This is a genomic window from Methylobacterium mesophilicum (genome assembly GCF_036441335.1).
Classification (GTDB): domain Bacteria; phylum Pseudomonadota; class Alphaproteobacteria; order Rhizobiales; family Beijerinckiaceae; genus Methylobacterium; species Methylobacterium mesophilicum_B.
Genome location: NZ_MLBW01000001.1, coordinates 223,523 through 250,520, shown reverse-complemented (window position 1 = coordinate 250,520; position 26,998 = coordinate 223,523). Strand labels below are relative to the sequence as shown.

Sequence of the window (26,998 nt, the reverse complement as noted above, 5' to 3'; positions counted from 1 at the left end):
TCAGCCGAAGGCGCGCGCGGTCTCACGGACCTGCCGCGTCGCGCGGTCCGCCCGCTCGCTCGCCTGCGCGATCGTGGTCATGCCGCCGGAGATCGCCGATACGTCCTGCGCGGCGGTCTGCATGCTGCCCGACATCTCGCGCATCACCGCGGATTGCTCCTCCACCGCCGCCGCGATGGTCGACGAGGCCGCGTTCAGGGTCAGGATCGTACCCTGGATCGCGTCGATGGCGTCGACGGCCTCGCGGGTCGCCGCCTGCGTCGCGGCGATCTGGTCGCGGATCTGGTCCGTCGCGCGTCCGGTCTGCGCCGCCAGGGTCTTCACTTCCGAGGCCACCACCGCGAAGCCGCGGCCGGCCTCGCCGGCGCGCGCCGCCTCGATGGTCGCGTTGAGGGCGAGCAGGTTGGTCTGCGCGGCGATGCCCGAGATGAGTCCCAGGACCTCGCCGATCTGCGCGGCCTGGTCGCTGAGACCGGTCACGATCCGGCCGGTGTGCCGCGTCTGCTCCACGGCCTGCCCGGCCATCTCGGCCGCGTGGCTCACCTGCTGGCTGATCTCGTCCACCGAGCTCGACAGCTGCTCCGCGCCGGTGGCCACCGACCGGATGTCGCCGGAGACCCGGCCCACGCGCGCGACCGCCGCGTCGGCCTGGCGGGTCACATCCGCCACGGCGTCGCCGATCGCGTCCAGTTCGGCGCCGATGGCGTGCTGCGCGGCGGCGCGCTGCTGCCGTTCGTGAACCTGGGCGGTGATGTCGGTGGCGAACTTGACGACCCGGACGGGCCGTCCTTCCGGATCCGTGATCGGGTTGTAGGTCGCCTGGATCCAGACCTCCCGACCGCCCTTGCCGGTGCGCCTGAACGCGCCGGACTGGAACTCGCCGCGCCCCAGGGCGGCCCAGAACAGCCGGTACGCCTCGCTGGCGCGTTCCGCCTCGCCGACGAACAGGCTGTGATGCCGGCCGACGATCTCCTCGAGCCGGTAGCCGACCGCGTCGAGGAAGTTCGCGTTGGCGGTGAGGATCGTCCCGTCGAGCGCGAAGGCGATCACCGCCTGCGAGCGGTGGAGCGCGCTGATCTGCCCTTCGAGATCGAGGGCGCGGAGCTTCTGGGCGGTGATGTCGGTGGCGAACTTGACGATCTTGACCGGTCTGCCGCGCGCGTCGAGCACCGGGTTGTAGGAGGCCTGGATCCAGACCTCCCGGCCCCCCTTGGCGAGGCGTTTGTACTCGGCGCTCGCGAACGTGCCGCGCCGCAGGCTCTCCCAGAATTGCCGATAGGCCTCGCTGGCCCGCTCGTCCGGCGAGACGAACAGGCTGTGGTGCCGGCCGCGGATCTCCGCGAGCGTGTAACCCATGGCGGTCAGGAAATTCGGGTTGGCGTCGAGGATGGTTCCGTCCAGCGCGAACTCGATCGTGGCGAGGGACCGGCCCAGGGCCGCGAGCTTGGCCGCCTGATCCCTCCGAGCCGCAGAGCCCTGGAACATCGTTTCCTCCGCCTGTCATGTTGCGGGTGCGGCCGAAGCGCGCACCCGGGCGACCAGCTCAAGATATTCTCGAGCGAGGCCGCACCCTTTATCGGGCTCGGCGACCCCAGACATCTGTTGAGGCGCCGCTTAAGTGATGTCATCCATAGAGGCGCACCGTTGCGCGTCCGTTAAAGTGGTTTGGTTAGTCCGAAAAAGCCGCGCCGAACTCGCGTCCCGCAGTTTTGATCGGTCAAACCGGACGGACACATCTACGGGGCGCGCCGGAACAGCATAGATCAGGGCTGAGACTATCCAGCGTTGTGCGTAAACCGCCTGCCCGCGGAGTCTGCGACCCTGCGGTTGCAGGACCGGGCCGACGCACCGCAGCCACCGATCGACGCCGGGCGACGGTGTGCGGGATTCGACCGCGTCCGGCGGTGCAGGCCGATCAGCCCGTCCGGCCGATCGTCGCCTCGATGCGGCCGTAGGGCTCGTCGGTCGGCAGGAAGACGGTGCCCGTGTCGGCGACGCCGAACGGAGCGAGGTCGATCGGCAGGTAATGCTTGTTGGGCATGACGAAGCCGATCTCGGCCAGTTCCGGGACGGCGGCCAGGGCGGCCTCGCCCATCCGGTACATGCTGTCCTGGATTCCCCGACTGTAGGTAGTGGCGAAGACGCTCAGCAGCGTCGCGAGGATCCGGGCATTGGCCGCACCGAAATCCTGCGGGGCGGACGCCCAGGTCCACGTCGCGTCCATGCTGGTCGCGGCGATGCGGTCGGTCGTGTCCGGCAGGGTCCGGTACTGGTCCGCCACGAACCCCGTCCAGCCCGACTGCGTGGTCTTCATGAAGGTGTAGCCGCGCAACCCGGAGCGCAGGGTCGACCCGGTCCGGTCGGCCGTGAGTCCCGCGAAGCCGGCGCCGTTACCGTCCCGGGTGAAGGTATGGCCGTGGGGCGCGTCCGCGATCGCGTGACGGAGCCAGCGAACTTCCTCCGCGTCGATCGTGACGGTCTCGACCTGCGGGTAGGTCTCGAGCAGCACGCGTGCCACGGCGGCGACGAAGCCCTCGGCGTCGAGCGCGACGTTCCGCGCCGCCGTGACGTTGACGATGTTCCGGATGCTGTCAGTGGCGATGGAGGCGCGGTTGTCGCCCTCGGTCCAGGAGGCCGCGAAGCGCCCGATCAGCAGGACCGACAGCGTCAGCTCGCGCGGCGTGTGGTGGTCTCCGTCGCGGGCGAGGCGGAGCACGCGAACCCGTTCCTTGCCGTACCGCGATGCCGTCAGCGCCATGGATATCTCCGACCGGACCGTCACCGGCCGTCTCGCGCGATCCTGATTAATCCTAGGCCGACGCGCGTGGGGGCGCCAAGGCTCGAAAGCGTCGCCGCGGCTTGACCGCAGCCTCATGTGACCGGGCATAGTGCAGGGCCGGGCCGAACCGGCTCCGGACCGGCGAGCGGGCATGGACCTCAACACGATCGAGACCGTCGTCCGGCCGCGGAGCCGGACTGAGCTCCCGACTTGGGCGGACGGCGATGCCTGCCTGGGAGGCGGGACGTGGCTGTTCTCCGAGCCGCAGGTCGGGATGCGGCGCCTCGTCGACCTCGCGGCGCTCGGATGGGTCCCGCACACGGTCGACGCGGAGGGCCTCACCCTCGCGGCGACCTGCACCATCGCGCGGCTCGACCGGCTGGAACTGCCGCCGCACTGGAACGCGGCGCCGCTGGTCAGCCAGTGCTGCCGCGCCCTGCTCGGCTCGTTCAAGATCTGGAACGTGGCGACCGTCGGCGGCAACGTCTGCCTCGCCCTCCCGGCCGGGCCGATGATCGCCCTCGCGACGGCCCTGGACGCGACCTGCACGATCTGGTCCGCCGACGGGACCGAGCGGGACCTCCCGGTCCTCGACTTCGTCCTCGCGCCGCAGCGGAACGCCCTCGCGCCGGGCGAGATCCTGCGGAGCCTGTCCATGCCGGCCGCGGCGCTCGCGCGCCGCACGGCCTTCCGCCGCATCAGCCTCAGCCCGAACGGGCGCTCCGGCGCGCTGCTGATCGGGACGCGCGGCGCGGACGGCGCCTTCGCGCTCACGGTCACGGCCTCCGTCAAACGCCCGCTCCGCCTCGCCTTCGACGGACTGCCGGGTCCGGCCGAGCTGGTGCGGGCGCTCGACGAGGCGATACCGGACAGCCTCTACCACGACGACGTCCACGGGCGGCCCGACTGGCGCCGCCACATGACCCGGCATTTCGCCGAGGAGATACGCGGGTCGCTCGACGCGGCGCCGTCGCCGGGAGCCGCGTCATGAAGCTCACGATCAACGGGACCGCGCACGAGGGCGCGCCGCGGGCGGGGCAGTGCCTCCGGACCTACCTGCGCGAGGCCGGCTGGTTCGGCGTCAAGAAGGGCTGCGATGCCGGCGATTGCGGCGCCTGCACGATCCATCTCGACGGCGAGCCCGTCCACAGCTGCCTGGTGCCGGCCTTCCGCGCCGAGGGACGGAGCGTGACGACCATCGAGGGGCTGGCCGGTCCGTGCCGGGCCGACGCGGCCGAGCCGGCGGCGTTCCACCCGATGCAGGAAGCCTTCCTGGCGGCCCAGGGCTTCCAGTGCGGCTTCTGCACGCCCGGCATGATCATGACGGCGGCGAGCCTCGACCAGGGCCAGAAGCAGGATCTCGGCACCGCCCTGAAGGGCAATCTCTGCCGCTGCACCGGATACCGCGCCGTGCGCGAGGCCATCGCGGGCAGCGCGCGCTCGGTCGAGAGCGGCGGCCTCGGCGATCCCGTGGGCCGCAACCTCGCGGCACCGGCCGCGCCGCTGGTCGTGTCCGGTCGCGCCCGGTTCACGATGGACGCGCCGCTCGGCGACACGCTCCATCTCAAGGTGCTGCGCTCGCCCCATGCCCATGCCCGGATCGTCGCGATCGACGCGACGGCGGCCCGCGCCGTGCCGGGCGTGGTGGCCGTGCTGACCCACGCCGACGCGCCGACGCGCCGCTTCTCCACCGCCCGCCACGAGGACCCGCGGGACGACGCCTGCGACACGCGGGTGCTCGACCCGATCCTGCGGTTCGTCGGGCAGCGCGTCGCCGCCGTGGTGGCGGAGACGGAAGCCGCCGCGGAGGCCGGATGCCGCGCCCTGCGGGTGACCTACGAGGTTCGTCCGGCGCTCGTCGATCCGGAACGCGCCCTCGAGACCGACGCGCCCCGGGTCCACGACGCGCGGGACCGCCCGGGCGAGGACGCACCGCCCCTCGAACAGCACCCCAACCTCGCCGGCGAGGTGCACGGCGCGGTCGGCGACGTGGAGGCGGGCCTCGCCGAGGCGGACTTCGTCTACGCCGGGACATACCGGTCGCAGCGCGTGCAGCACGCCGCCATGGAGACCCACGGCTGCATCGGCTGGCGCGCCGAGGACGGCCGCCTGACGCTGCGCACCAGCACCCAGGTGCCGTTCCTGACCCGGGACGCGCTGGCGGACCTGTTCGGCCTGGAGATGGACGCGGTGCGCGTGGTCTGCGCCCGGGTCGGGGGCGGCTTCGGCGGCAAGCAGGAGATGCTGACCGAGGACCTCGTCGCCCTGGCGGTCCTGCACACCGGGCGCCCGGTGCGCTGGGAGCTGACCCGCCGGGAGCAGTTCGTCGGGACGACGACGCGTCACCCGATGCGGGTGGACGTGAAGGTCGGCGCCCGCCGGGACGGCACCCTCACGGCGCTCAGCCTCGACGTCCTGTCCGATACCGGCGCCTACGGCAACCACGCGGGCGGCGTGATCCACCACGCCTGCCACGAGGTGCTGGCCGCCTATGTCTGCCCGAACAAGCGGGTGAGCGGCCGCGCCGTCTACACCCACACGGTGCCGGCGGGGGCCTTCCGCGGCTACGGCTTGAGCCAGACGATCTTCGCGCTCGAATCCGCCCTGGACGAGGTCGCCCGCGCGCTCGGCCTCGACCCGTTCGCCCTGCGGCGGCGCAACGCCGTCAAGCCGGGCGACGCCATGGTGTCGAACAGCCTGGAGCCGCACGACGTGGTGTTCGGCAGCTACGGGCTCGACCAGTGCCTGACCCTGGTCGAGGAGGCGCTGCGGGCCGACCCGGGACCCGAGCCGGAACCCGGCTGGCGCGCCGGGACTGGCATGGCGATGGCGATGATCGACACGATCCCGCCGCGCGGCCACCACGCCGACGCGCGGGTGAGCCTGGAGGCCGACGGGCACTTCACTGTGCGGGTCGGGACGGCGGAGTTCGGCAACGGCACCAGCACGGTGCATCGGCAGATCGCGGCCTCCGCGCTCAACGCCGCGCCGGAGCGCGTCCGCGTCGCGGGCGCGGACACGGATCTCGTGGCGCACGACACCGGCGCCTACGGGAGCACCGGCACCGTCGTGGCGGGTCTCGCGACGCTGCGGGCCGCCGAGGCGCTCGGCCAGGTCGTGCCGGACGTTCGCGAATCCGGGTCGNGGGTCTCGCGACGCTGCGGGCCGCCGAGGCGCTCGCCGGCCGGATCCGCGCGCGGGCCGCGGAGATCGCGGGTGCGGCCCCGGAATCCTGCCGCCTCGACGGTGCGCAGGTCGAGACGCCGGCCGGCCCGGTGCCGCTGGCGGCGGTCGGTCCCCTGGACGCGACCGGACGGGCCGACGGCAGCCCGCGCTCGGTGGCGTTCAACGTCCACGCCTTCCGGGTTGCGGTCGATCCGGTGAGCGGCGCGGTGCGGATCCTCAGGAGTGTGCACGCCGCCGACGCCGGGCGGGTGATCAACCCGATGCAGTGCCGCGGCCAGGTCGAGGGCGGCATCGCGCAGGCGCTCGGCGCGGCGCTCTACGAGGACGTTCAGGTCGCCGCCGACGGGAGCCTCGTCACGCAGACGTTCCGCGACTACCACATCCCCGCCTGCGCCGACGTGCCCGACACCGAGGTCCTGTTCGCCGACACCCACGACAGCGTCGGCCCCCTCGGGGCCAAGTCGATGAGCGAGTCGCCGTTCAACCCGGTGGCGGCGGCGCTCGGCAACGCCATCCGGGACGCGACCGGGGCTCGCCTGACCGCGACGCCCTTCGCGCCGGACCGGATCTACCGCGCCGTGGCGGCCGGCCGGACCGGGCTCGCGTGATGGATCGCGCGCGGGACGCGGTGCCGGCCGCGAGGCCGGGCTTCCTGGAACGCACCTTCCGCCTCGCCGAGCACGGCACCACCGTGCGCACCGAGCTGCTGGCCGGGCTGACCACCTTCCTGACGATGGCCTACATCGTCTTCATCAATCCGAGCATCCTGGGGGATGCCGGCATGCCGCGCGGCGCGGTGTTCGTGGCGACCTGCCTCGTGGCGGCGCTCGGCTCGCTGATCATGGCGCTGTGGGCCAACTACCCGATCGCCCTCGCGCCCGGGATGGGGCTCAACGCCTACTTCACCTACGTCGTGGTCCAGCAGCTCGGCTTCAGCTGGCAGGCCGCCCTCGGCGCGGTCTTCATCTCGGGCGTGTGCTTCCTGATCGTCACGCTGACCGGCCTGCGCGCGCTGATCGTCGACGGGATCCCGCGCTCGATGCGGATCGCCATCACGGTGGGGATCGGCCTGTTCCTGGCGATCATCGCGCTCAAGAATGCCGGCCTCGTGGCGGCGAGCCCGGCGACCTTCGTCACCCTCGGCGACCTGCACAAGCCCGAGGCGATCCTGGCGGTTCTCGGCTTCCTGATGGTGGCCGTCCTCTCCGCCCGGAAGGTGCGGGCGGCGCTCTTGTCGAGCATCCTGACCGTCACGGCGCTGAGCTTCGTCTTCGCGGGCAACGCCTTCCAGGGCGTCGTCTCCCTGCCGCCCTCGATCGCCCCGACCCTGTTCGCCCTCGACATTCCGGGCGCGCTCTCGGCGGGCCTGCTCAACGTGATCCTGGTCCTGTTCCTGGTGGAGCTGTTCGACGCCACCGGTACGCTGATGGGCGTGGCGAGCCGGGCCGGGCTCCTGACCGACGGACGGATGCGCCGCCTCGACCGGGCGCTGATGGCCGATTCCGTGTCGGTCTTCGCGGGCTCGCTGCTCGGCACGTCGAGCACCACGGCCTACCTGGAGAGCGCCTCCGGCGTCGAGGAGGGCGGACGCACCGGGCTCACGGCCGCCACCGTGGCGGTGCTGTTCCTCGCCTGCCTGTTCTTCGCGCCGCTCGCGGGCGCGGTGCCCGCCTACGCCACGGCGCCGGCGCTGTTCTACGTCGCCTGCCTGATGCTGCGCGAGCTGGTCGAGCTCGACTGGGACGATATCACCGAGGTCGTGCCGGCCTGCGTCACGGCCCTATTGATGCCCTTCACCTACTCGATCGCCACCGGCGTCTCCTGCGGGTTCATCACCTACGCGGCGCTGAAGCTCTTCGCGGGGCGGGCCCGGGAGGTGAAGCCGATCGTCTGGGCGATCGCCGCGGTCTTCCTGTTCAAGTTCGTCGAGACCGGCGGCGCGCACTGACGGCCGCGCGGCGCCCTTACCGGCCCGTGGCGGCCGCGTAGAGCGCCGCCGCGTCCCGGGCGCCGCGCATCGCNGAGGATCGTCTCCGGGGCGAGGCCGAGGGCGCCGGCGGCGCGGCGCGCCAGCTCCTCGAGCAGCGCGCCCTTGCCGGCGGCGCGCAGGCCGACGAGCGCGTCGGAGGGCGCGAGGATCCGATCCACGGTCATCGCGCGGGATCGCGGGCGCTGGAGCACATCTGGTCGTCCTCGGGATCAGTGGGCGGTCGCGCCGCCGGCGCCGCGGTGCGGCGGAGCCGGCTCGTCGTCGGGCGCGCGCAGGCGGTAGCCGACACCGGTCTCGGTCAGCAAGATCCGCGGGCGCTCGGGATCTGCCTCCAGCTTCTGGCGAAGCTGGCACACGTAGACGCGCAGGTATTGCGGGTCGGACGAGGACGGCACCGAGCGCATCAGCTGCGCGTGGGTGAGCACCTTGCCGGCATGCAGGACCAGGACGCGAAGGAAGTCGTACTCGCGCGGCGTCAGCTTCACCTCGGCCTCGTCGATCTTCACGATCCGGCGGACCAGATCGACCGAGAGGTTGTCGACGCGGAAGATCGGCCGCTCGCCCCGCGCGGCGAGCTGGTGGCGCATGGCGGCGCGCAGGCGCGCCAGCAGCTCCGCCATGCCGAACGGCTTGGTCACGTAGTCGTTGGCGCCGAGATCGAGCGCCTCCACCTTGCCGCCCTCGTCGTCGCGGCTCGACAGGACGACCACCGGGAGGTCCGGATGGCTCGCCCGCACCGACCGCAGCAGGTCGTGGCCGCGCATGTCGGGCAGGCCGAGGTCGAGGATGACGAGATCGACGCCCTCGCGGCCGAGCAGCGCCAGGGCCGTCCGGCCGTCGGGCGCCTCCAGGATGGCGTAGCCCTGGGTAGCCAGGCCCATGCGGAGAAGCTTGCGGATCGGCGGCTCGTCGTCGACGACCAGGACGGTGGGGCTCATGCGGCGATGTCCCTGGGCGCGCTCCGGGCCGGAATCGGCAGGCTGACCGTGAAGCAGGCCCCGCCGCGGTCGCGGCGATTCTCGGCCGTGACGGTGCCGCCCATCGCCTCGACGAAGCCCCGGGAGATCGCGAGGCCCAGGCCGGTGCCGGCCCGGACCCGGTCGCCCTTCCGGACGCGGTAGAACTTGTCGAAGACGCGCTCGACATCCGCCTCGGGCAGGCCGTCGCCCTCGTCCAGCACGGCGATCCGGACCCGGTCGTCCGCGCGGCGCGCCCGGACCGTCACGGTCGAGCCCTCCGGCGCGTACTTGGCGGCGTTGTCGAGGAGGTTGACCAGGACCTGCTCGAACAGGACCGGGTCGAGCGCCAGCGCCGGCAGGTCGGCCTCGACCTCCACGGCGACGCGGTGGTCGGCCAGGATCTTCTGGGTGCGGCGCAGGGCGGTGTCGACCGTCTCGGCGACGTCCTGGGCGGAGAGGTTCGGCGCCACCGCGCCGGCCTCCAGCCGCGTCATGTCGAGGAGGTTGGCGATGAAGCGGTTGAGCCGCTCCGATTCCTCGATGATCGTCGCCAGCAGCTCCGCCTTCGCGTCCGCGGGCAGCGCCGCCTCGAGGTCGCGCAGGGTGCTGGCCGCGCCGAGAACCGAGGCGAGCGGCGTCCGCAGGTCGTGGCTGATCGAGGTGAGCAGCGCCTGGCGCAGGCGGTCCGTCTCGGCCGCGCGCTCGGCCCGGTCGAGATCCTCCACGAGCCGGACCCGCTCGATGGCGAGCGCGCCCATGTCGGCCAGGGCGTCGAGGAGCCGGCGGCCCTCCGGCGACAGGATCGGGCCGGTGCCGTCGGAATCGAGGCCGATCACCCCGATCGTGCCGCGCCCGGTTCGCATCGGCAGGAACAGCCGCTTGGCGCCCGGCAGCGTGTCTGCACCGCGTCCCGCGGGCCGGTCATTGTCGAACGCCCACTGCGCGGCCGCCAGGTCGGCCTCGTCGAGCATGTCCTCGGGCGGGTAGCCGGCCCGGACGGTCACGGCCTGGCCGTCGGGCAGGAGGAGGACGACGCGCACCTTCAGCATCGCGGCGACCTGGGCGCAGGTCGCCCAGAGCACGTCGTCGAGGGTGCCGCAGGCGGCGAGCTTCCGCGAGAAGCCGAACAGCCGCTCGGTGGCCCGCGCCCGGCCCTGGCTGACCACCGCGACGCGGCGCGCGCGGGAGGCGAGGTTCGAGACCAGGACGGCCACGAGGGTGAAGAGAAGGAAGGCCGCGACGTTGGTCGGGTCGGCGATGGTGAGCGTGTAGACCGGCGGCAGGAAGAAGAAATTGTAGGCGAGCGAGGCCGCCACGACCGACGCGAGCGCCGGTCCGAGTCCCCAGCGCACCGCCACCGCCACGACGGCGGTCAGCAGGAACAGGTCGGCGTTCTCGACGCCCGCGTAGGGCTCCGCGACGATGGCCGCGCCGAGGCCCGCGGCGATCGCCGCCAGCGCGATCGCGTACGGTCGCGCGTCGAGGCCCGACCGCGGCGCGGCCACCGCCACGGCGCGGCGCGGCTGCGTTCCGTCTGGGACGGCCTCGCCGGGGACGACGTGCACGCTGATGGCGCCGCTGCGCCGCACGAGGTCGTACACCACCGAGCCGTTGACCAGCTCGAACAGCCACGAGCGGTTGGCCTTGCCGACGACGATGTGATTCACGTTGGCCGAGCGCGCGTAGTCGAGCACGTCGTCGGCGATCCGGCGTCCGCCCGGCAGGGTGACGGCGTCGCCGCCGAGGCGATCGGCCAGCCGCAGGGCCTCGGCGATCCGGTCGCGCTCGACCTCGCTGAGGGCCGCCGCCCGCGCGCCCTCGATGGAGAGCGCCGTCCAGGGCGCGTGCAGGCGGTCGGCGAGGCGCTTGGCGTGGCGCACGAGGCCGGCGGAGCGGGGATCCTCGTTCACGCAGACCAGCACGCGCTCGCCCGCAGCCCAGGGCCCGGCGATGGCGTTGGCCCGCATGTGGCCGAGCAGCTCGTCGTCGACCCGGTCGGCGGTGCGCCGGAGCGCCAGCTCGCGGAGCGCCGTCAGGTTGCCGCGGGAGAAGTAGTGCTTGAGCGCGCGCTCGGCGTTGGTCGGGACGTAGACCTTGCCATCCTTCAGGCGCTGGATCAGGTCGTCGGGGTTCAGGTCCACCACCTCGATGTCGTCGGCGCGGTCGAGGACGCCGTCCGGCACCGTCTCGCGCACCCGGATTCGGGTGATCGAGGCGACCACGTCGTTGAGGCTCTCGACGTGCTGGATGTTGAGGGTCGTGAGGACGTCGATGCCGGCGTCGAGCAGTTCCTCGACATCCTGGTAGCGCTTCGGGTGGCGCGAGCCCGGAGCGTTGGTGTGGGCGAGCTCGTCGACCAGCGCGAGGGCCGGCCGGCGGGCCAGCAGGGCGTCGAGGTCCATCTCCTGGAGGACGGTGCCGTGATAGGGCACCGCCCTGCGGGGGATCGTCTCGAAGCCGTCGAGCAGGGCCTCGGTCTCGGCCCGGCCGTGGGTCTCGACGACACCGACCACGACGTCGGTCCCCGCCTTCAGCCGCGCCCGGCCGATGGTCAGCATCTCGTAGGTCTTGCCGACGCCCGGGGCGGCGCCGAGGAACACCTTGAGCCGGCCGCGCGTCCGTTCCTCCCGGCGCGCCGCTTCGAGCAGGGCGTCGGGAGAGGGGCGGGTCGGGTCGCGGCCGGTCTCGGGCATGGTCGCCATCTTAGCAAAACGCCGCTGACATCGCGGGATCGTCGCGTCATCGCGAGCGGAGCGAAGCGACCCGGGGCAGCGGGACTCCGCTAAACGTCCCGCTGCGGGATTGCCGCGCTCCGCCCCCGCTGTCGACCGCCCCTGCGTCGTGTCCGTCAGGCCGATCGACAGCGGTCCGGCCTGACACGGTGTCACCCCGGGGCGGCTGTCGGGTTCGCCTCAGCGCCCTGCGAGCCCGTCGACGGCGAGGTTCAGCGCCAGGACGTTGACCCGCGGCTCGCCCAGGATGCCGAGGGTGCGGCCCTCGATGCGGGCGGTCACGAGGTCCCGCAGCTTGTCCTCCGGGATAGCGCGGGCCTTGGCGACGCGGGGAACCTGGAAGTAGGCGGCCTCGGGCGAGATGTCCGGGTCGAGGCCGGACCCGCTGGTCGTGACGAGGTCGACCGGGACCGGGGCGGCCGGATTCTCGGCCTTCAGCGCGTCGACGTCGGCCTTCACCCGCTCCGCCAGGGCGGCGCTCGTCGGGCCGAGGTTCGAGCCGGAGGAATTGGCCGCGTTGTAGGGCGCCGGCACCGTCTTCGCGGCGTCGGCGGGGTCCGGCGCCGTCGTCGCCGAGGGCCGGCCGTGGAAGTAGCCGGCACCGGCGAAGTTCTGGCCGATCAGGCCGGAGCCGATGACCGTGCCGTCGCGCACGATCAGGCTGCCGGCGGCCTTGGCGGGGAAGATCGCGCCGGCGAGGCCGGTCATCGCGAGGGGGTAGGCGAGGCCGGTGATCGCCGTCAGGGCGGTGAGCAGGACCAGGGCTGGGCGGAGCTGTTTCAGCATGGCGGGTCTCCGAGGGACCGGTTCAGACGAGGTGGAGGGCACTGACGGCGAGGTCGATGGCCTTGATGCCCACGAAGGGCACGAGGACGCCGCCGAGGCCGTAGATCAGGAGGTTGCGGCGCAGGAGCGCGGCCGCGCCGACGGCGCGGTAGGTGACGCCGCGCAGGGCGAGCGGGATCAGCGCCACGATGATCAGCGCGTTGAAGATGATCGCCGACAGGATCGCGCTCTGCGGCGAGGCGAGGCCCATGATGTTCAGAGCCTGGAGCTGCGGGTAGAGGCCCAGGAACATCGCCGGGATGATCGCGAAGTACTTGGCCACGTCGTTGGCGATCGAGAACGTCGTCAGCGCGCCGCGCGTCATCAGCAGCTGCTTGCCGATGCCGACGATCTCGATGAGCTTCGTCGGGTCGCTGTCGAGATCGACCATGTTGCCGGCCTCGCGGGCCGCCACCGTGCCGGTGTTCATCGCGACGCCGACATCGGCCTGGGCCAGGGCGGGGGCGTCGTTGGTGCCGTCGCCGCACATGGCGACGAGCTTGCCGTCCGCCTGCTCCTTGCGGATCAGCGCGAGCTTGTCCTCCGGGGTGGCCTGGGCGAGGAAATCGTCGACGCCGGCCTCGGCGGCGATCGCCGCCGCGGTCATCGGGTTGTCGCCGGTGATCATCACCGTGCGGATGCCCATCTGGCGCAGCTCGGCGAAGCGCTCGCGGATGCCGCCCTTCACGATGTCCTTGAGATAGACGACGCCGAGCAGGCGGCCGTCCCGGGCCACCGCGAGCGGCGTGCCGCCGGCCTTGGCGATCTCCTCCGCGATGGCGCGGGTCTCCCTGACGGCGCCCGTCTCCGCAGCCGGCTGGAAGGCCAGCGCGGCGCTGGAGGCGCGGCTCGCCACCGGCTGACCGGACAAGGACGCGATCACGGCGTCGACCGCGCCCTTGCGGATCGAGGCGCTCTCCAAATCGACGCCCGACATCCGCGACTGCGCGGTGAACGGCACGAAGGTGGCGTTCAGCGCCGCCATGTCGCGGGCGCGGATGCCGTACTTCTCCTTGGCCAGCACCACGATGGAGCGGCCCTCCGGGGTCTCGTCCGCCAGCGAGGCGAGCTGCGCGGCGTCGGCGAGTTCCTGCGCGCTCACGCCGGAGACCGGGCGGAACTCGGTGGCCTGCCGGTTGCCGAGCGTGATCGTGCCGGTCTTGTCGAGGAGCAGGGTGTCGACGTCGCCCGCCGCCTCGACGGCGCGGCCCGACATGGCGAGCACGTTGAAGCGGACCAGCCGGTCCATGCCGGCGATGCCGATCGCCGAGAGCAGCGCGCCGATCGTCGTGGGGATCAGGGTCACGAACAGGGCGACGAGGACGATAACCGGGATCGCGCCGCCCGCGTAGCTCGCGAAGCTCGGGATCGAGGCCACCGCGAAGACGAACACGATGGTGAGCCCGGCGAGCAGGATATTCAGGGCGATCTCGTTCGGCGTCTTCTGCCGCGAGGCGCCCTCCACCAGCGCGATCATCCGGTCGACGAAGGTCGAGCCGGCCGCGGCCGTGATGCGGACCTTGATCTCGTCCGAGAGAACCTGCGTGCCGCCTGTCACGGCCGAGCGGTCGCCGCCGGATTCGCGGATCACCGGGGCGGATTCGCCCGTGATGGCGGCCTCGTTCACGGAGGCCACGCCCTCGATCACCTCGCCGTCGGAGGGGATGAGGTCGCCGGCCTCGACCAGGACGACGTCGCCGACCTTGAGGGTGGTGCCCGGCACCGTCTCGTAGGCCCGGCCCGCTCCCTTGAGGCGCTTCGCCGTCATCTCGGTGCGCGTCCGCCGCAGGCTGTCGGCCTGGGCCTTTCCGCGACCCTCGGCGAGGGCCTCGGCGAAGTTGGCGAAGATCAGGGTGAACCACAGCCAGAGGATGATCTGGCCGGAGAAGGCGAGGTCGCTGCCGCCGGTGACGAGGTCGCGGGCGAACAGCACGGTGGTCAGGAGAGCCACGACCTCGACCACGAACATGACCGGGTTGCGGATCATGGCCCGCGGATCGAGTTTCCGTACCGAGCCGAGGAGGGCCGGTCCGATGAGGGCGGCGCTGAACAGGGATGACGTCTGACGAGACATGGGGAATGTCCGGAGGAGAGATGGAAGTGAGGCTGCCGTCCTCGCGAGCGGAGCGAAGCGATTCAGGGCTGCGCCGCGCTCGCGATGACGGTCGCGAAGGCTCAGCCCCAGGCGCCGAGGGTCAGCGCGTGGGCGGCCAGCAGGGCGAAGCCGCCGAGCAGGACGACGCCGAGGAGCGCCAGCACGAGGTCCGACGTCCGCAGGGTCTGGGTTCCGGCACGGCCGGGGCGATACGGCCGACGGTGCAGCACGAGGTGGTGGCGCGCGACGCGCCGGGCGGGGAGGGCGCGCGGCATCTCAGCCCCCCGTCGCGAAGGTCTGGCCGGCCGCGCCCGCGAGGTGCTCGACCACGGGGCCCAGCGCCAGCGAGGGGAAGAAGGTCAGGCCGCCGATGATCAGGATCACGCCGACGAGGAGGCCGACGAACAGGCCGCCATGGGTCGGGAACGTGCCCGCCGAGGCCGGGACCGTCTTCTTGGCGGCGAGCGAGCCCGCGATCGCCAGCACAGGGATCTTCACGAAGAACCGGCCGACCAGCATCCCGATGGCGAGCGTGCTGTTGTAGAACAGCGTGTTGGCCGTCAGCCCGCCGAAGGCCGAGCCGTTGTTGGCCGCCGCCGACGTGTAGGCGTAGAGGATCTCCGAGAACCCGTGCGGGCCGGCATTGGCCGGGCCGGCGAGGCCCGCCGGCACCACCGTCGCGAGCGCCGTGAAGCCCAGCATCATCAGCGGCAGGCAGAGGATGCCGAGCATGGCCATCTTCACCTCCTTCGCCTCGATCTTCTTGCCGAGGTATTCGGGGGTGCGGCCCACCATCAGGCCCGCGACGAAGATCGCCACGATGACGAAGATCAGCATGCCGTAGAGGCCGGCGCCGACGCCGCCGATGATGATCTCGCCGAGCTGCATGTTGAGCAGCGGGATCAGGCCGCCGAGCGCGGTGAAGGAGTCGTGCATGGCGTTGACGGCGCCGCAGGAGGCCGCCGTGGTGATCACCGCGAACAGCGCCGAGGCGGCGATGCCGAAGCGGGTCTCCTTGCCCTCCATGTTGCCGCCGGTCAGCCCGAAGCTGTTCAGGACGGAGCTGCCGTGGGCCTCGGCCCAGTAGGTGACGAGGACGCCCGCGAGGAACAGGATCCCCATGGCGCCGAGGATCGCCCAGCCCTGCCGCTCGTCGCCGACCATGCGGCCGAAGACGTTGGTGAGGGCAGCGCCGATCGCGAAGATCGAGACCATCTGGACGAGGTTCGACAGGGCGGTCGGATTCTCGAACGGGTGCGCGGCGTTGGCGTTGAAGAACCCGCCGCCGTTGGTGCCGAGCATCTTGATCGCCACCTGGCTCGCCACCGGTCCGAGCGCGATGGTCTGGTGGGCGCCCTCCAGCGTCGTGGCGTCGGCGTAGGCGCCGAGCGTCTGCGGCATGCCCTGCCAGACGAGGAACAGCGTGTAGGGCACGCAGATCGGCAGGAGCACGTAGAGGGTCGCGCGGGTCACATCGACCCAGAACGAGCCGATCGTGCCGGAGGACGCGCGGGCGAACCCGCGGATCAGCGCCACGGCCACCGCGATGCCGGTCGCCGCCGACAGGAAGTTCTGGTGCGTCAGGCCCAGCATCTGGGACAGGTACGACAGCGTGGTCTCGCCGCCGTAGGACTGCCAGTTCGTGTTGGTGATGAAGCTGGTCGACGTGTTGAACGCGAGGTCCGGCGCCACCGCGGCCTGGTCGGCCGGGTTCAGCGGCAGCACCGCCTGCAGCCGCAGGATCGCGTACAGCACCGCGAAGCCCAGCACGTGGAACAGGATGACCGCGCCCGTATAGGCGAGCCAGTGCTGCTCCTGGCGGTCATCGATGCCGGACACGCGGTAGAGCCCGCGCTCGATCGGTCCGAGCACGGGCGAGAGGAGGGTGCGCTCTCCGGTGAAGACGCGGGTCATGTACGACCCGAGGGGCTTCACGAGCGCCAGAACGATCGCGCAGTAGAGCGCGATCTGGATCCAGCCGTTGAGGGTCATGGGGGAGATCCTGCGGGCCGCTCAGAACCGCTCGGGGCGGACGAGGGCGTAGGTGAGGTAGACGAGGAGGCCAGCGGTCACGCAGGCGCCGAGGGCGAGGTCGAGGGTCATGGCGGCCTCGCTCAGAGCCGATCGCAGGCGGCCGCGTAGCCGGCCGCCGCGGCGAAGAAGGCGAGCCCGCCCGCGAGGAAGACGATGTCGAGCATGGTGGTCAGGTCCGGTTCGGCGGACCGGACGCGGAGGCTCCGCGACCGGCCTTGGCCGAGGGACAGTGTCGCCGGGAACCGCGTTAGGGTTCGAGCGAGGACCGGGCCGGAACCTATAAGGGCCGCGTTAGGATCGGGCGCGTGCGCCGAAGCTGGCGCGCAGGCCCGCGCAGGCCGCCGGAACGGTCAGCGCAGAGACAGCACGAACCCGTCCGCGTGCTCCCGGTCGTTGCGGGCGAGCACGGCGCGCAGGGCCGGGGCAGAGGGCGCGCCACCGCGCGCGGTCCAGCCGAAGCACGCCGGCCTCGCGGCCGAGGACTCCGCCGTAGTCGAGGCCGCAGACGCCGCAGCGACCCGCCAGCGGCGCGAGAGAGCGGGAGGCGGGCGCGGTGCCGGCCATCGGCAGTGCGGCGCCGCGATCCGCGGGCGAGGCTCCGAGGCTCACCGGCCCTGCAGGGGTTCGAAGACGTTCAGCGCGAGCAGTGCGAGGGACACGGCGGACCAGCCGCCGAGCGCGACGACCATCAGCGCGAAGACGTGGTCGGCCCTGCACTCGGCGAGGATGTGGCGGACGATTCGCATGTGGTAGCTCCATCCGGGCCGGTGCCCGATGGCGCGACCACGGCCTGATCAGCCGTGAGGGACCAAGACGCGCGCGGGGCGTCCGGCATAGGGATCTCATCAGGAACAGGCGCCGGCGCGTCCGTCAGGCCCAGGAAGCTCGGGTCGAGCTCGTGCAGGAAGCAGGGTGGCGAGCTGTACGATCCGAACTCCGGATCGTCGGGGACCGGCGATTCCGGGACGGTTTCGGGCGCTCGGATCGGATCCGACGGCATCACACGGCCCCTCCGGGAGCGCCCCGCACGCGGCCGGCCACGCGGGCCGTGCGCCGCGCCCGACCACGAGCCGGGCCGTGGCGGGTCGGGCTCGACCTCAGACGGTCGCGATCTCGGGCTGCTCGGTGGAGTTGAACACGACCTCGCCGGTCCGCTCGCAGACCACACTCACCGAGGTCGCCCCGTTCTCGCGCTGCTGCACGGGGAGCTGCGCCAGCGCGTAGGCCGTCGCCGCCTCGAGATCGCACGGCCAGAGTTTGGTGAAGCTCTCGCGCTTTCCGCGGCGAAAAGTGATTTTGTAGGCCATCATTTCCTCCGTTTTCACGGAAGATACACCTTCTCGACCTGCTGCGTCGGCGCCCCGAGACATGGCACCGATGCGTTCCGGGCGGGCATGTCAGGCGCGGGCGGACAGACCGGCGACAGACGGGCCATCGACGGCGGAACCCCGACAGGCTCCGGGACAGCAGTCGCCATAGAGCTTGATCCAGAAAATAGACCATGTAACGGTGGCGAATAATGAATTGCGCGCCTTCGGGCACCGCGTAGAACAGGCCTCGCGGGCAGGCGTCACGCCATGGCGCATCGGTGTCGGAGTGGTTCGAGGTATGTCCCACGCGCCGACCGGATCACCCGACGAGACAGGCCGCGCCGCCGACCCCGCCACGGGGCGCGGTGCCGGGGGGCTGGACGAGGCCGGGGTCGCCAAGCAGAAGCTGGTCGAGGCGATCGCGAGCAGCTCCGAAGGCTTCGCGCTGTTCGATCCGGACGACCGCCTCGTCCTGTGCAACGGGCATTTCCAGGACTTCCACCCCGGTCTGTCGGGGATCATCGTGCCGGGCGTACCGTTCGAGGCCATCGCGCGCGCCGTCGGTGAGACCTGCATCGTCCGCCCGGACGGGATGACCGTCGAGGCCTGGCTCGCGGAGCGGATCGCCCGCTACCGGGCGCCGAGCGGGCCGCTTCTGCATCAGCGCGTCGACGGGCGCTGGGTCCAGGTCAACGAGCGCAAGACCAACGACGGCGGTGTCGTGGCCGTCTACACCGACGTGACCGAGATCAAGCGCGCCGAGCAGGTGCTCCAGGCGACGCAGGGGCGGCTGACCTACCTGCTGACCGCGTCCCCGTCGATGATCTGCAGCTTCGAGGTGGGCGGCCGGAACGCGCCGACCTTCATCAGCGAGAACGTGCGCGATCTCCTCGGCTACGAGCCGGGCGATTACCTGGCGGGCCCGGAATTCTGGCTGGAGCGGCTCCATCCCGAAGACCGGGACCGCGTGCTCGCCGAGTTCCCGCACCTGCTCGCGGACGGGCACAACGTCATCGAGTACCGGTTCCTGCACGCGAACGGCACCTATCGCTGGGTGCGGGACGAGCAGCGCCTCCTGCGCGACTCCGGCGGCCAGCCCGTCGAGGTGGTCGAGTCGTGGAGCGACATCACCGAGCGCAAGGAAGCCGAGCTGGCGCTGCAGAAGCAGACCGCCTTCGTCGAGCTGCTCCAGGCCGCCGCCGCGGCCGCCAACGAGGCGCCGACGGTCGAGGACGCGCTGCGCTTCTGCCTCGAGCGCGTCGCGCAGCACGCCGGCTGGCCCGTCGGTCACGCCCATATCCTGGCCCGGGACGGGACGCGGACGCTGATCCCGACCGGAATCTGGCACGCCGAGGCCGGCGCGGACGTCGCGCGGTTCCAGTCCGCGACGGCCGACGTGCGGCTGGGCGCGGGGTCCGGCCTCGCCGGCCGCGTCCTCGTCTCGGGCGCGCCGGAATGGAGCGTCGGCGACCCGTCGCTCGCCGCCGACCCGCGCGCGCCGGCGGCCGCGGAGGACGGCATCCGGGCGGGGTTCGCCTTTCCGGTCACGGTCGGGCGCGACGTCGTCGCGGTGCTCGAATTCTTCGCCCGGGAGGCCTCCCCGCCGGACGCCTCGCTGCTCCGGGTCATGAGCAACATCGGCGCGCAGCTCGGCCGCGTGATCGAGCGCAAGCAGGCCGAGGAGACCCTGCGCGAGGCGAAGGAGGCGGCCGAGGAGGCGAGCCGCGCCAAGAGCAGCTTCCTCGCCAACATGAGCCACGAGCTGCGGACGCCGCTCAACGCGATCATCGGCTTCACCCGGCTGGTGATGCGGCGGGCGAAGGATGTCCTGCCGGTCAAGCAGTTCGAGAATCTCGAGAAGATCCTGGCGAGCTCCGAGCACCTGCTCTCGCTGATCAACAGCATCCTCGACCTCGCCAAGGTCGAGGCGGGGCGCATGGAGGTGAAGCCCTCCGACTTCACCCTGGAGCCGGTCCTCGACCTCTGCCTCCGCACGGTGGAGCCGCTCGTCAAGAACGAGGGCGTGCGCCTCGTCCGGGACGTCCGGGACCCGCCCGCGGCGCTCCGCACGGACGAGGAGAAGCTGCGGCAGATCCTGATCAACCTGCTCAGCAACGCCATCAAGTTCACCGAAGCCGGATCGGTCACGCTGCGCGTCCGCGCCGTCGACGCGGGTGTTGAGTTCGCCGTGGCGGATACCGGGATCGGGATCCCGGCCGGCGCTCTGAACGCGATCTTCGAGGAGTTCCATCAGGTCGACAACAGCGCGACGCGGTCCCACAGCGGCACCGGGCTCGGCCTGGCGATCAGCCACCGTCTCGCCCGCCTGCTCGGCGGCCGGATCGACGTCGAGAGCCGCGAGGGCGAGGGCTCGACCTTCACCCTCACCATCCCGCCGCGGATCGCCGGCGGCGCCGAGGCGCCGCCACCGAAGCCGGTGCCCGCCGCCGTGACCGCGCCGCGCTCCGGTGCCAAGGTCGTGCTGGCGATCGACGACGATCCCAACGTGGTCTACCTGCTCAAGGAGAATCTCGCCGATGCCGGCTACACGGTGATCGGGGCTGCGAGTGGACAGGAAGGGCTGGCGAAGGCCCGGGAGCTGCAGCCGCGGGCGATCACCCTCGACATCATGATGCCCGGGACCGACGGCTGGCAGGTGCTGCACGCGCTGAAGACCGATCCGCTGACCCGGGACATCCCGGTCGTCTTGATCTCCATCGTCGACCAGAAGGAGCTCGGCTTCCGGCTCGGTGCGACCGACTACATCGTGAAGCCGTTCGAGCGGGAGGCCCTGATCGGCGCCCTCGCACGCATCGCCCCCGACAACGAGCGCGTCCTGGTGATCGACGACGATCCGAACGTGCCCGACCTCGTGCGCCAGCTGCTCGACTCGGAGCGCTGCACCGTCGACTGGGTGGCCGACGGGGCGGCCGGCCTGGAGCGCATCGCGCAGGCCCGGCCGAGCGTCATCCTCCTCGACCTGCTCATGCCGCGGATGGACGGCCTCGCCTTCCTGGACGCCCTGCAGGCGGATCCCGCCGCCCGGTCCATCCCGGTCGTGGTCCTGACCGCCGCGTCGCTGGACACGGCCGAGCGCGGCATGCTGCGGGAGCGCGTGCTCGGACTGATCGACAAGGGCGGACTCGACCGCGCCGCCCTGGTCCGCGAGGTCCGCCGCGTGCTGCCGGTCCTGGAGACCGAGACCGCCGACGGTGGCCGATGAGGCTCGGGACCACCCGCGCGCAGCGACCCGCATCGTCCGGGATCCGTCGATGAAGCGGATACTCATCGTCGAGGACGTCGCGCTCAACCGCGATCTGCTGACCCAGCTGCTGGAGGACGAGTACGAGATCCTGATCGCGGTCGACGGGGCCGCCGGGGTCGACATGGCGATCGCGCACCGGCCCGACCTCATCCTCATGGACCTGTCGCTGCCGCTCGTCGACGGCTGGGAGGCGACGCGCCGCATCAAGGCGAACGCGACCACCGCCGCCATTCCGGTGATGGCGATCACCGCCAACGCGATGACCGGCGACGAGGACCGCGCGCGGGCCGCCGGCTGCGACGACTTCATGACCAAGCCCGTCGACGAGGACCTCCTCTTCGCCAAGCTTCAGCACTGGCTCGGCTGAGCGCGGCCGCCGCACGCCAGGAAGGGAGGACCCGTGGAGCCAGCCCGCATCCTCATCGTCGACGATGAGCCCTTCAACCTCGACCTGCTGGAGCAGGAGCTGGAACTCCTCGGACATACCAGCGTGCGGGCGGCGAACGGGCGGGCGGCCCTCGACCGCCTGAGCGAGGAGCCGTTCGACCTCGTCCTCCTCGACGTGATGATGCCGGCCCTGGACGGCTACGCCGTGCTCGAGCGCATGAAGGCCCACGAGGCGTGGCGCCACACGCCCGTCGTCATGATCTCCGCCCTGATGGAGATCGGCAGCATCGTCCGGTGCATCGAGCTCGGCGCGTTCGACTACCTGCCGAAGCCCTTCGAGCCCGTGATCCTCGAGGCCCGCATCCGGTCCTGCCTCGAGCGGAAGCGGGCGCACGACCGGGAGGTCGCGCATCTGCGGACGATCGAGCGCGAGCGCAAGCGCGCCGACGAGCTCCTCCACGCCATCCTGCCGGTCTCGGCGGTGGCCGAGCTGATGGAGACCGGGCAGGTCAAGCCGCGGCTGTTCGGCGACGTCGCCGTCCTGTTCATCGACCTCGTCGGCTTCACCACCTGGTGCCACGACCAGGGCCCGGACGTCGTCGTCGCGGAGATCCAGCGCCTCGCCGAAGCCTTCGAGGTGGTCGCGCAGGCGCGCGGCCTGGAGAACATCAAGACGATCGGCGACGCCTTCATGGCGACGGCCAACCTGCTGCGGCCCCACGACGACCCGGTCTCCGCCGCCATCGGCTGCGCCGCCGACATGGTGGCGATCGCCGCGGCGGGCGAGCCGGGCTGGCGGATCCGCGGCGGCATCCACATCGGGCCGGTCGTCGGCGGCATCGTCGGACGGACGAAGTTCACCTTCGACCTGTGGGGCGACACCGTGAACGTCGCCGCCCGGCTCGCGGGCCTCGGCGACGGGTGCGCGCTGCACCTGTCCCGCGAGGCCTTCGCGCGCCTGCCGGATCCGCGCGACGTCCGCCCGATCGGCGCGGTGACGCTCAAGGGCAAGGGCGCGGTCGACGTGTACTGCCACGCCCTGGCCGCCGGCGACCCGGCCCCGGTCTGAAGCGCTCTCGGCGGAGGCAGGCCGCTCCGGATTGCGCAGCAAGAAGCGGGATGCGGCGCGCCGGCGCGGGGCTTAGGGCACGTCCCGGAGGTGCCCCATGACCCGATTTCGCTGCGTACCGATCGCGACGGAGACCGCCGATCGCTTCCGCGCCACCGGCCTGGATGACCGGGGCAACCCGGTCCGCCGCGTCGCCGCGACGGCGGGCGGCGGCTTTCCGTGCCGCCACTGCCTGCAGCTCGGCCGGCCCGGCGAGACCATGCTGCTCGGATCCTACGATCTGCCGGAGCCGCGCGGCATCTACTGGACCCCGAGCCCGATCTTCCTGCACGCGGACGATTGCCCGCGTGCCGAAGCCGTCGACGCCGTCGCGCCGATCGTCCTCGCGAACGCGCTCGTGTCGGTCCGCGCCTACGACGCGGACCATCTCTGTCTCTACGATCTCGGCCAGGTCTGTCCGGGGCGCGAGGCCGAGATCCCGCTCCGTCGTGCCCTCGGCGATCCGCGAACCCGCTTCGTCAACATCCACACGGCCCGACCCGGATGCCTGCTCGCGCGCGTGGAGCGCGTGACCGGTTGAGGGCGATCATCGACCCGCGCCCGGACGGAGCGGCGCCGGTCTCCCGTCAGGCCGCGACGTGGAGGTTCTCCTGCGCGTCGATGAAGGCGGCCACCGCGGCGGCCGGGATCGGTTTGCTGAGCAGGTAGCCCTGGACCTCCGAGAACCCGCTCGCCCGCAGCCGGGCCAGCTGCTCGGGGGTCTCGACACCCTCGGCCGTCGTCGTGATCTTCAGGCTGCGGCCGAGCTCGGCCACCACGTGGACGATGGCCGCGGCCTCGTCCTTCTCGAGAAGATTCCGGACGAAGGACTGGTCCAGCTTGATCTTGTCGAAGCGGAACGTGTTCAGCGAGCTGAGGGACGAGTAGCCGGTCCCGAAATCGTCCATCGAGAACCGCACGCCGAGGCGGCGGAGGCGGTTCAGCATGTCGAAGCTCGCCTGATCCTGGCTCAGGATCACCGACTCGGTGATTTCCAGCTCCAGCCGCTGGCTCGGCAGCCGGGTCTTGAGCAAGACCTCCTCGACGAAACGGTCGAGATTACCTTCCCGGAACTGGATCGGGGAAATGTTGACGGCGACCCGGAGGGATCCGGGCCACGTCATGGCATCGGCGCAGGCCTGCTCGAGCACGTAGGCGCCGAGGGCGTCGATCAGCCCGGTCGCCTCGGCCACCGGGATGAACTCGCCGGGCGAGATCATCCCGCGCTCCGGATGGTGCCACCGGGCCAGGGCCTCGAAGCTCGTCACCGCGTTCGTCGTCAGGTCGAACAGGGGTTGATAGTGCAGCGCGATCTGCTCGGTGCCGATCGCCAGCCGCAGCTCGCGTTCCAGCCAGCGCCGCTGGTTCTGGCGCTCCTCCATCTCCTGCTCGAAGACCCGGACGCGCCGACCGCCGTCGGCCTTCGCGGCGTAGAGGGCGACGTCGGCGCGCCGCAGCAGATCGTCGCCGTCGGTATCCTCCGCGCCGGACACCGCGATGCCCAGACTCCCGTCGACGGACACGAATTGACCGGCGAGGAAGAACGGCCGCCTGAGCTGGATCAGGATCTGCTCGGCCAGGGCGAGGACGCCGTCCGGCAGATTTGCCTCGGACAGCACCATCGCGAACTCGTCGCCGCCGAGGCGCGCCACCGTGCCGCCGGGCGGGCACAGGCCGCTCAGGCGACGGCCGACCTGCCGGAGGAGCTCGTCGCCGGCCGGATGCCCGAGGGTGTCGTTGATGCCCTTGAAGTCGTCGAGATCGAGGCAGATCACCGTCACCGCCCGGTCGTCCCCCGCACGGTCCGCGAAGGCGGCCGCCAGGCGGTCGGCCAGCAGGGCGCGGTTCGACAGGCCGGTCAGCGCGTCGTGGGTCGCGAGATGCGCGATCCGCGCCTGCGCGGTGACGCTCGCGGTGACGTCCTCGTGCGTCTCCACCCAGCCGCCATCGGCCATCGGCTCGACCGTGATCTCGACGCAGCGGCCGTCGGCGAGCGTCCGGGTGAGGGTCCGGCGGCTCGACCCGCCCTCCGCGTCCGACCCGTCCGTGAGACCCGCGAGCCGGCGAACGTCGTCCTGTGTCGGTTCGAGATCCAGCGCGCCGGGAGCGATCCCGTAGATCCGGCAGAATTGGGCGTTGTAGACCTTGAGCCGGCCCCGGGCTCCGAACATGCACAGGCCCTGGGACATGTTGTTCAGGGCCGCGTCGAACCGCTCGTTCTGCTCCTGGAGCTGCCGCTCGCGCTCCGTCAGGACCGTGTTCTGACGGAACACGTCGTCGCGCAGTTGGTCGCGCTCCGAGAGGGAGTGCTCGAGCACCACGACGGCGCGCGCGATATCGCCGACCTCGTCGGCCCGGTCGATATCGGGCACGCTGACGTGCCAGTTGCCGCGCGCGACCTCGGAGACCGTCTGGGTGATGCGCACCAGCGGGCGGGTGATCCGGCTCGACAGGACGAGCAGGACCACGGCGACCAGGCACAGGGTGAGACCCGCGACGACGCTGAGCGTCCGCAGGAGCGAGCGCGAGCTCTCCTCGCCGATGCCCACGACCTTGCCGGCGAGTTGCTGCAGCTCCCGCAGCGGCGCCGCGACGCAGAGGCGGATGTCAGGCGGCTGCGGGACGCAGCGCGCCACCTTCTCGGCCCCGAGCACGGCGTGCAGCTGCGCACCCGACGCGGGTCCGAGCTGGGCGTTCGAGACCGCGGAGCCGGCCGAGGACAGGAGGTTCTGGCCGGCGAGGATGAGGACGTCGCGTCCGCTGAGCGACGCGAAGGCCGTCAGGGTCGGCTCGTGCGGGCGCAGGATGCGGTAACCGACGAGGCCCCCGATCACCTCGCCGAAATCGTCGAACAGCGGCTGGCCGAAGATGTCGGCGACCGTGCCGCTCTCGTTGGCGGCGAGCGCCCGCGCCAGCGCGTCGTCCCACGGCAGAGACAGCACGAACCCGTCCGCGTGCTCCCGGTCGTTGCGGGCGAGCACGGCGCGCAGGGCCGGCGCGACCGGTGACGTCCCGAACGCCGCGTTGGCGGCGAGGAGGTCCGCGTCGACGCGGTCGGCGGTGAGGGCGCGGAGATTCAGATCGAAGGCGATGGCGCCGTCGAGATCGGCGAGGGCAAGAGCCGGCCGGAGCAGCTCCGAGGCCGCCACCGTGTTGCCGGAGAAGACCGCCTTGGCGACGTCCCAGCGCTTCGCCATGGTGGCGAAGCGCCGCTCGACGTCCTCGCGCTGCATCTGGAGCCGGGCGGCGGCGAGCTTGGCGTCGCTGAGCAGGCGGTCGGATAGCTGGGCCTCGGACCAGGTCGAGACCTCCTGCGCCTGCTCGCGGAGCGTCTGCCCGGAGCGCAGGACCACCAGGAAGACCAGTGCCGCCAGCGCGACCGCGGCCGTCGAGAGCGTGGCGCCGACGAGGCGCGCGCGCAGGGATCGCGAGAAGACGGTCCCGGTCACGGCCTGAGCGGGGCGCCGCCCCGCTCCGCCATGACCTGCCCGGCGCGATCGGACGTCGCGAAGGCGACGAACGCGGCCGCCGCCGCGTCGCGCGTGGCGGCCTTGTAGATGAGCGCCAGAGTCACGGCGCTCGGATAGGCCGGATCGCGCGGCGCGCGCCCGTCGATCGTCAGCACTGCGAGATCGCCCGCGAGCGCCGGCGAGTACGGGCCGAAGCCGATCGCGCCGGGCGTCTCACGCACCGTAGCGATCGCGTCCTGAGTCGTCGTCGCTGTCTTCGAGCGGCTGGTCAGGACGAGGTCGCGCCAGCCCGGCATGGTCGCCCGCAGCACCGACAGCGTGCTGTCCGTGTCCTCGCGGCGGACGACGCGGATCTTGAGGTCGGGTCCGCCGAGGGCGCTCCAGTTGTCGATCGTGCCCGCGAAGATCGCCGCGACCTGCGTGCTCGTCAGGTTCGTGACGCCGGCCCCCTGGTGGACGAAGATCGCCGAGGGGATGCGGGCGAGCGGCACTTCGACCAAGCCCTGGGCTTTCTCCGCCTCGGTCAGCGGGCGCGCCACCCGTCCGAGCCTCTGGCGCTCGCCGCCCACGGCCGCCACGGCGCCGCCGGAGCCGATGCTCGGCGGGACCGACACGCGGGTCTGCCCGCTCTCGGCGTTGTAGGCGGCCGCCACGGCCTGGAGCATCTCGATCCCGTCGCCCGTCCCGACGACCGGGAGATCGTCCGCGCGGACGGCGGCCGACTGCGCGAGGAGGATGATCCCGCCCGCGATGATACGCCCAGGATTCGTGAATAACAGCGCCATAAAAGGAGAATGCGCCGCGAGTGCTTAACTCAAGGTCACCGGATACCGTATACTGAAGGTGTGGTTGACGATC

At 71.9% G+C, this 26,998-nt stretch carries 19 protein-coding genes and 1 pseudogene; 7 read left to right on the top strand and 13 right to left on the bottom strand.

The window, feature by feature from the left end:
- Both MMR14E_RS01170 and pucL read right to left on the bottom strand, forming a co-directional pair.
- Complete coding sequence (locus MMR14E_RS01170) at positions 1–1,485, bottom strand: PAS domain-containing methyl-accepting chemotaxis protein (protein ID WP_331312427.1); 1,485 nt, start codon at positions 1,483–1,485, stop codon at positions 1–3.
- 430 nt (positions 1,486–1,915) lie between these two features.
- Positions 1,916–2,758 (bottom strand): factor-independent urate hydroxylase, encoded by an 843-nt coding sequence (gene pucL, locus MMR14E_RS01165; protein ID WP_331312426.1) that lies wholly within the window; start codon positions 2,756–2,758, stop codon positions 1,916–1,918.
- 172 nt (positions 2,759–2,930) lie between these two features.
- Between pucL and MMR14E_RS01160 the strand changes: the two genes are divergently transcribed.
- The 3 genes and pseudogenes from MMR14E_RS01160 to MMR14E_RS01150 all read left to right on the top strand — a co-directional run bounded on the left by MMR14E_RS01160 (position 2,931) and on the right by MMR14E_RS01150 (position 7,913).
- Positions 2,931–3,770, top strand: a complete 840-nt coding sequence (locus tag MMR14E_RS01160; protein ID WP_331312425.1) for an FAD binding domain-containing protein — start codon at positions 2,931–2,933, stop codon at positions 3,768–3,770.
- Positions 3,767–6,573: pseudogene (locus MMR14E_RS01155) on the top strand (molybdopterin-dependent oxidoreductase). The gene MMR14E_RS01160 and the pseudogene MMR14E_RS01155 overlap by 4 nt, the downstream one beginning before the upstream one ends.
- Positions 6,573–7,913, top strand: coding sequence for an NCS2 family permease (locus MMR14E_RS01150; protein ID WP_331312491.1), 1,341 nt, complete (start codon positions 6,573–6,575; stop codon positions 7,911–7,913). Before MMR14E_RS01155 ends, MMR14E_RS01150 begins: the two are co-directional and overlap by 1 nt.
- A 251-nt stretch (positions 7,914–8,164) precedes the next feature.
- Here the strand turns inward: MMR14E_RS01150 and MMR14E_RS01145 are convergent, their stop codons facing one another.
- The 9 genes from MMR14E_RS01145 to MMR14E_RS01105 all read right to left on the bottom strand — a co-directional run bounded on the left by MMR14E_RS01145 (position 8,165) and on the right by MMR14E_RS01105 (position 17,907).
- On the bottom strand, positions 8,165–8,893 hold the full coding sequence (locus tag MMR14E_RS01145) for a response regulator transcription factor (RefSeq protein ID WP_331312424.1): 729 nt from the start codon (positions 8,891–8,893) through the stop codon (positions 8,165–8,167).
- Positions 8,890–11,607, bottom strand: a complete 2,718-nt coding sequence (locus MMR14E_RS01140) for a sensor histidine kinase KdpD (RefSeq protein ID WP_331312423.1) — start codon at positions 11,605–11,607, stop codon at positions 8,890–8,892. Before MMR14E_RS01140 ends, MMR14E_RS01145 begins: the two co-directional genes overlap by 4 nt.
- Positions 11,608–11,826: 219 nt before the next feature.
- Complete coding sequence (locus MMR14E_RS01135; protein WP_331312422.1) at positions 11,827–12,432, bottom strand: K(+)-transporting ATPase subunit C; 606 nt, start codon at positions 12,430–12,432, stop codon at positions 11,827–11,829.
- A 22-nt stretch (positions 12,433–12,454) separates the two neighbouring features.
- Complete coding sequence (gene kdpB, locus MMR14E_RS01130) at positions 12,455–14,545, bottom strand: potassium-transporting ATPase subunit KdpB (RefSeq protein ID WP_331312421.1); 2,091 nt, start codon at positions 14,543–14,545, stop codon at positions 12,455–12,457.
- Between the two features lie 101 nt (positions 14,546–14,646).
- Positions 14,647–14,841 (bottom strand): hypothetical protein, encoded by a 195-nt coding sequence (locus MMR14E_RS01125; RefSeq protein WP_331312420.1) that lies wholly within the window; start codon positions 14,839–14,841, stop codon positions 14,647–14,649.
- A 1-nt stretch (position 14,842) separates the two neighbouring features.
- On the bottom strand, positions 14,843–16,558 hold the full coding sequence (gene kdpA, locus MMR14E_RS01120; protein WP_331312419.1) for a potassium-transporting ATPase subunit KdpA: 1,716 nt from the start codon (positions 16,556–16,558) through the stop codon (positions 14,843–14,845).
- Between the two features lie 21 nt (positions 16,559–16,579).
- The gene (locus MMR14E_RS01115; RefSeq protein WP_020091582.1) at positions 16,580–16,669 is read right to left on the bottom strand and encodes a K(+)-transporting ATPase subunit F; all 90 of its coding nucleotides are present in this window, start codon (positions 16,667–16,669) and stop codon (positions 16,580–16,582) included.
- Between the two features lie 536 nt (positions 16,670–17,205).
- Positions 17,206–17,346: a hypothetical protein gene (locus MMR14E_RS01110; protein ID WP_331312418.1), complete on the bottom strand. Its 141-nt coding sequence runs from the start codon at positions 17,344–17,346 to the stop codon at positions 17,206–17,208.
- A 351-nt stretch (positions 17,347–17,697) separates the two neighbouring features.
- Positions 17,698–17,907, bottom strand: a complete 210-nt coding sequence (locus tag MMR14E_RS01105; RefSeq protein WP_331312417.1) for a hypothetical protein — start codon at positions 17,905–17,907, stop codon at positions 17,698–17,700.
- A 301-nt stretch (positions 17,908–18,208) separates the two neighbouring features.
- Between MMR14E_RS01105 and MMR14E_RS01100 the strand changes: the two genes are divergently transcribed.
- The 4 genes from MMR14E_RS01100 (at position 18,209) to MMR14E_RS01085 (ending at position 23,211) form a co-directional block, all read left to right on the top strand.
- A complete protein-coding gene (locus MMR14E_RS01100) occupies positions 18,209–21,133 on the top strand; it encodes a response regulator (protein WP_331312416.1) in 2,925 nt (974 codons plus the stop codon).
- Positions 21,134–21,182: 49 nt separating this feature from the next.
- On the top strand, positions 21,183–21,542 hold the full coding sequence (locus MMR14E_RS01095) for a response regulator (RefSeq protein WP_331312415.1): 360 nt from the start codon (positions 21,183–21,185) through the stop codon (positions 21,540–21,542).
- A gap of 33 nt (positions 21,543–21,575) precedes the next feature.
- Complete coding sequence (locus MMR14E_RS01090; protein WP_331312414.1) at positions 21,576–22,631, top strand: adenylate/guanylate cyclase domain-containing protein; 1,056 nt, start codon at positions 21,576–21,578, stop codon at positions 22,629–22,631.
- Between the two features lie 97 nt (positions 22,632–22,728).
- Complete coding sequence (locus MMR14E_RS01085; RefSeq protein ID WP_331312412.1) at positions 22,729–23,211, top strand: DUF1203 domain-containing protein; 483 nt, start codon at positions 22,729–22,731, stop codon at positions 23,209–23,211.
- A 46-nt stretch (positions 23,212–23,257) separates the two neighbouring features.
- Here the strand turns inward: MMR14E_RS01085 and MMR14E_RS01080 are convergent, their stop codons facing one another.
- Together MMR14E_RS01080 and MMR14E_RS01075 are read right to left on the bottom strand one after the other, a co-directional pair.
- Complete coding sequence (locus MMR14E_RS01080; protein WP_331312411.1) at positions 23,258–26,119, bottom strand: putative bifunctional diguanylate cyclase/phosphodiesterase; 2,862 nt, start codon at positions 26,117–26,119, stop codon at positions 23,258–23,260.
- The gene (locus MMR14E_RS01075) at positions 26,116–26,925 is read right to left on the bottom strand and encodes a PstS family phosphate ABC transporter substrate-binding protein (protein ID WP_331312409.1); all 810 of its coding nucleotides are present in this window, start codon (positions 26,923–26,925) and stop codon (positions 26,116–26,118) included. The genes MMR14E_RS01080 and MMR14E_RS01075 overlap by 4 nt, the downstream gene beginning before the upstream one ends.
- Positions 26,926–26,998 lie beyond the last annotated feature (73 nt).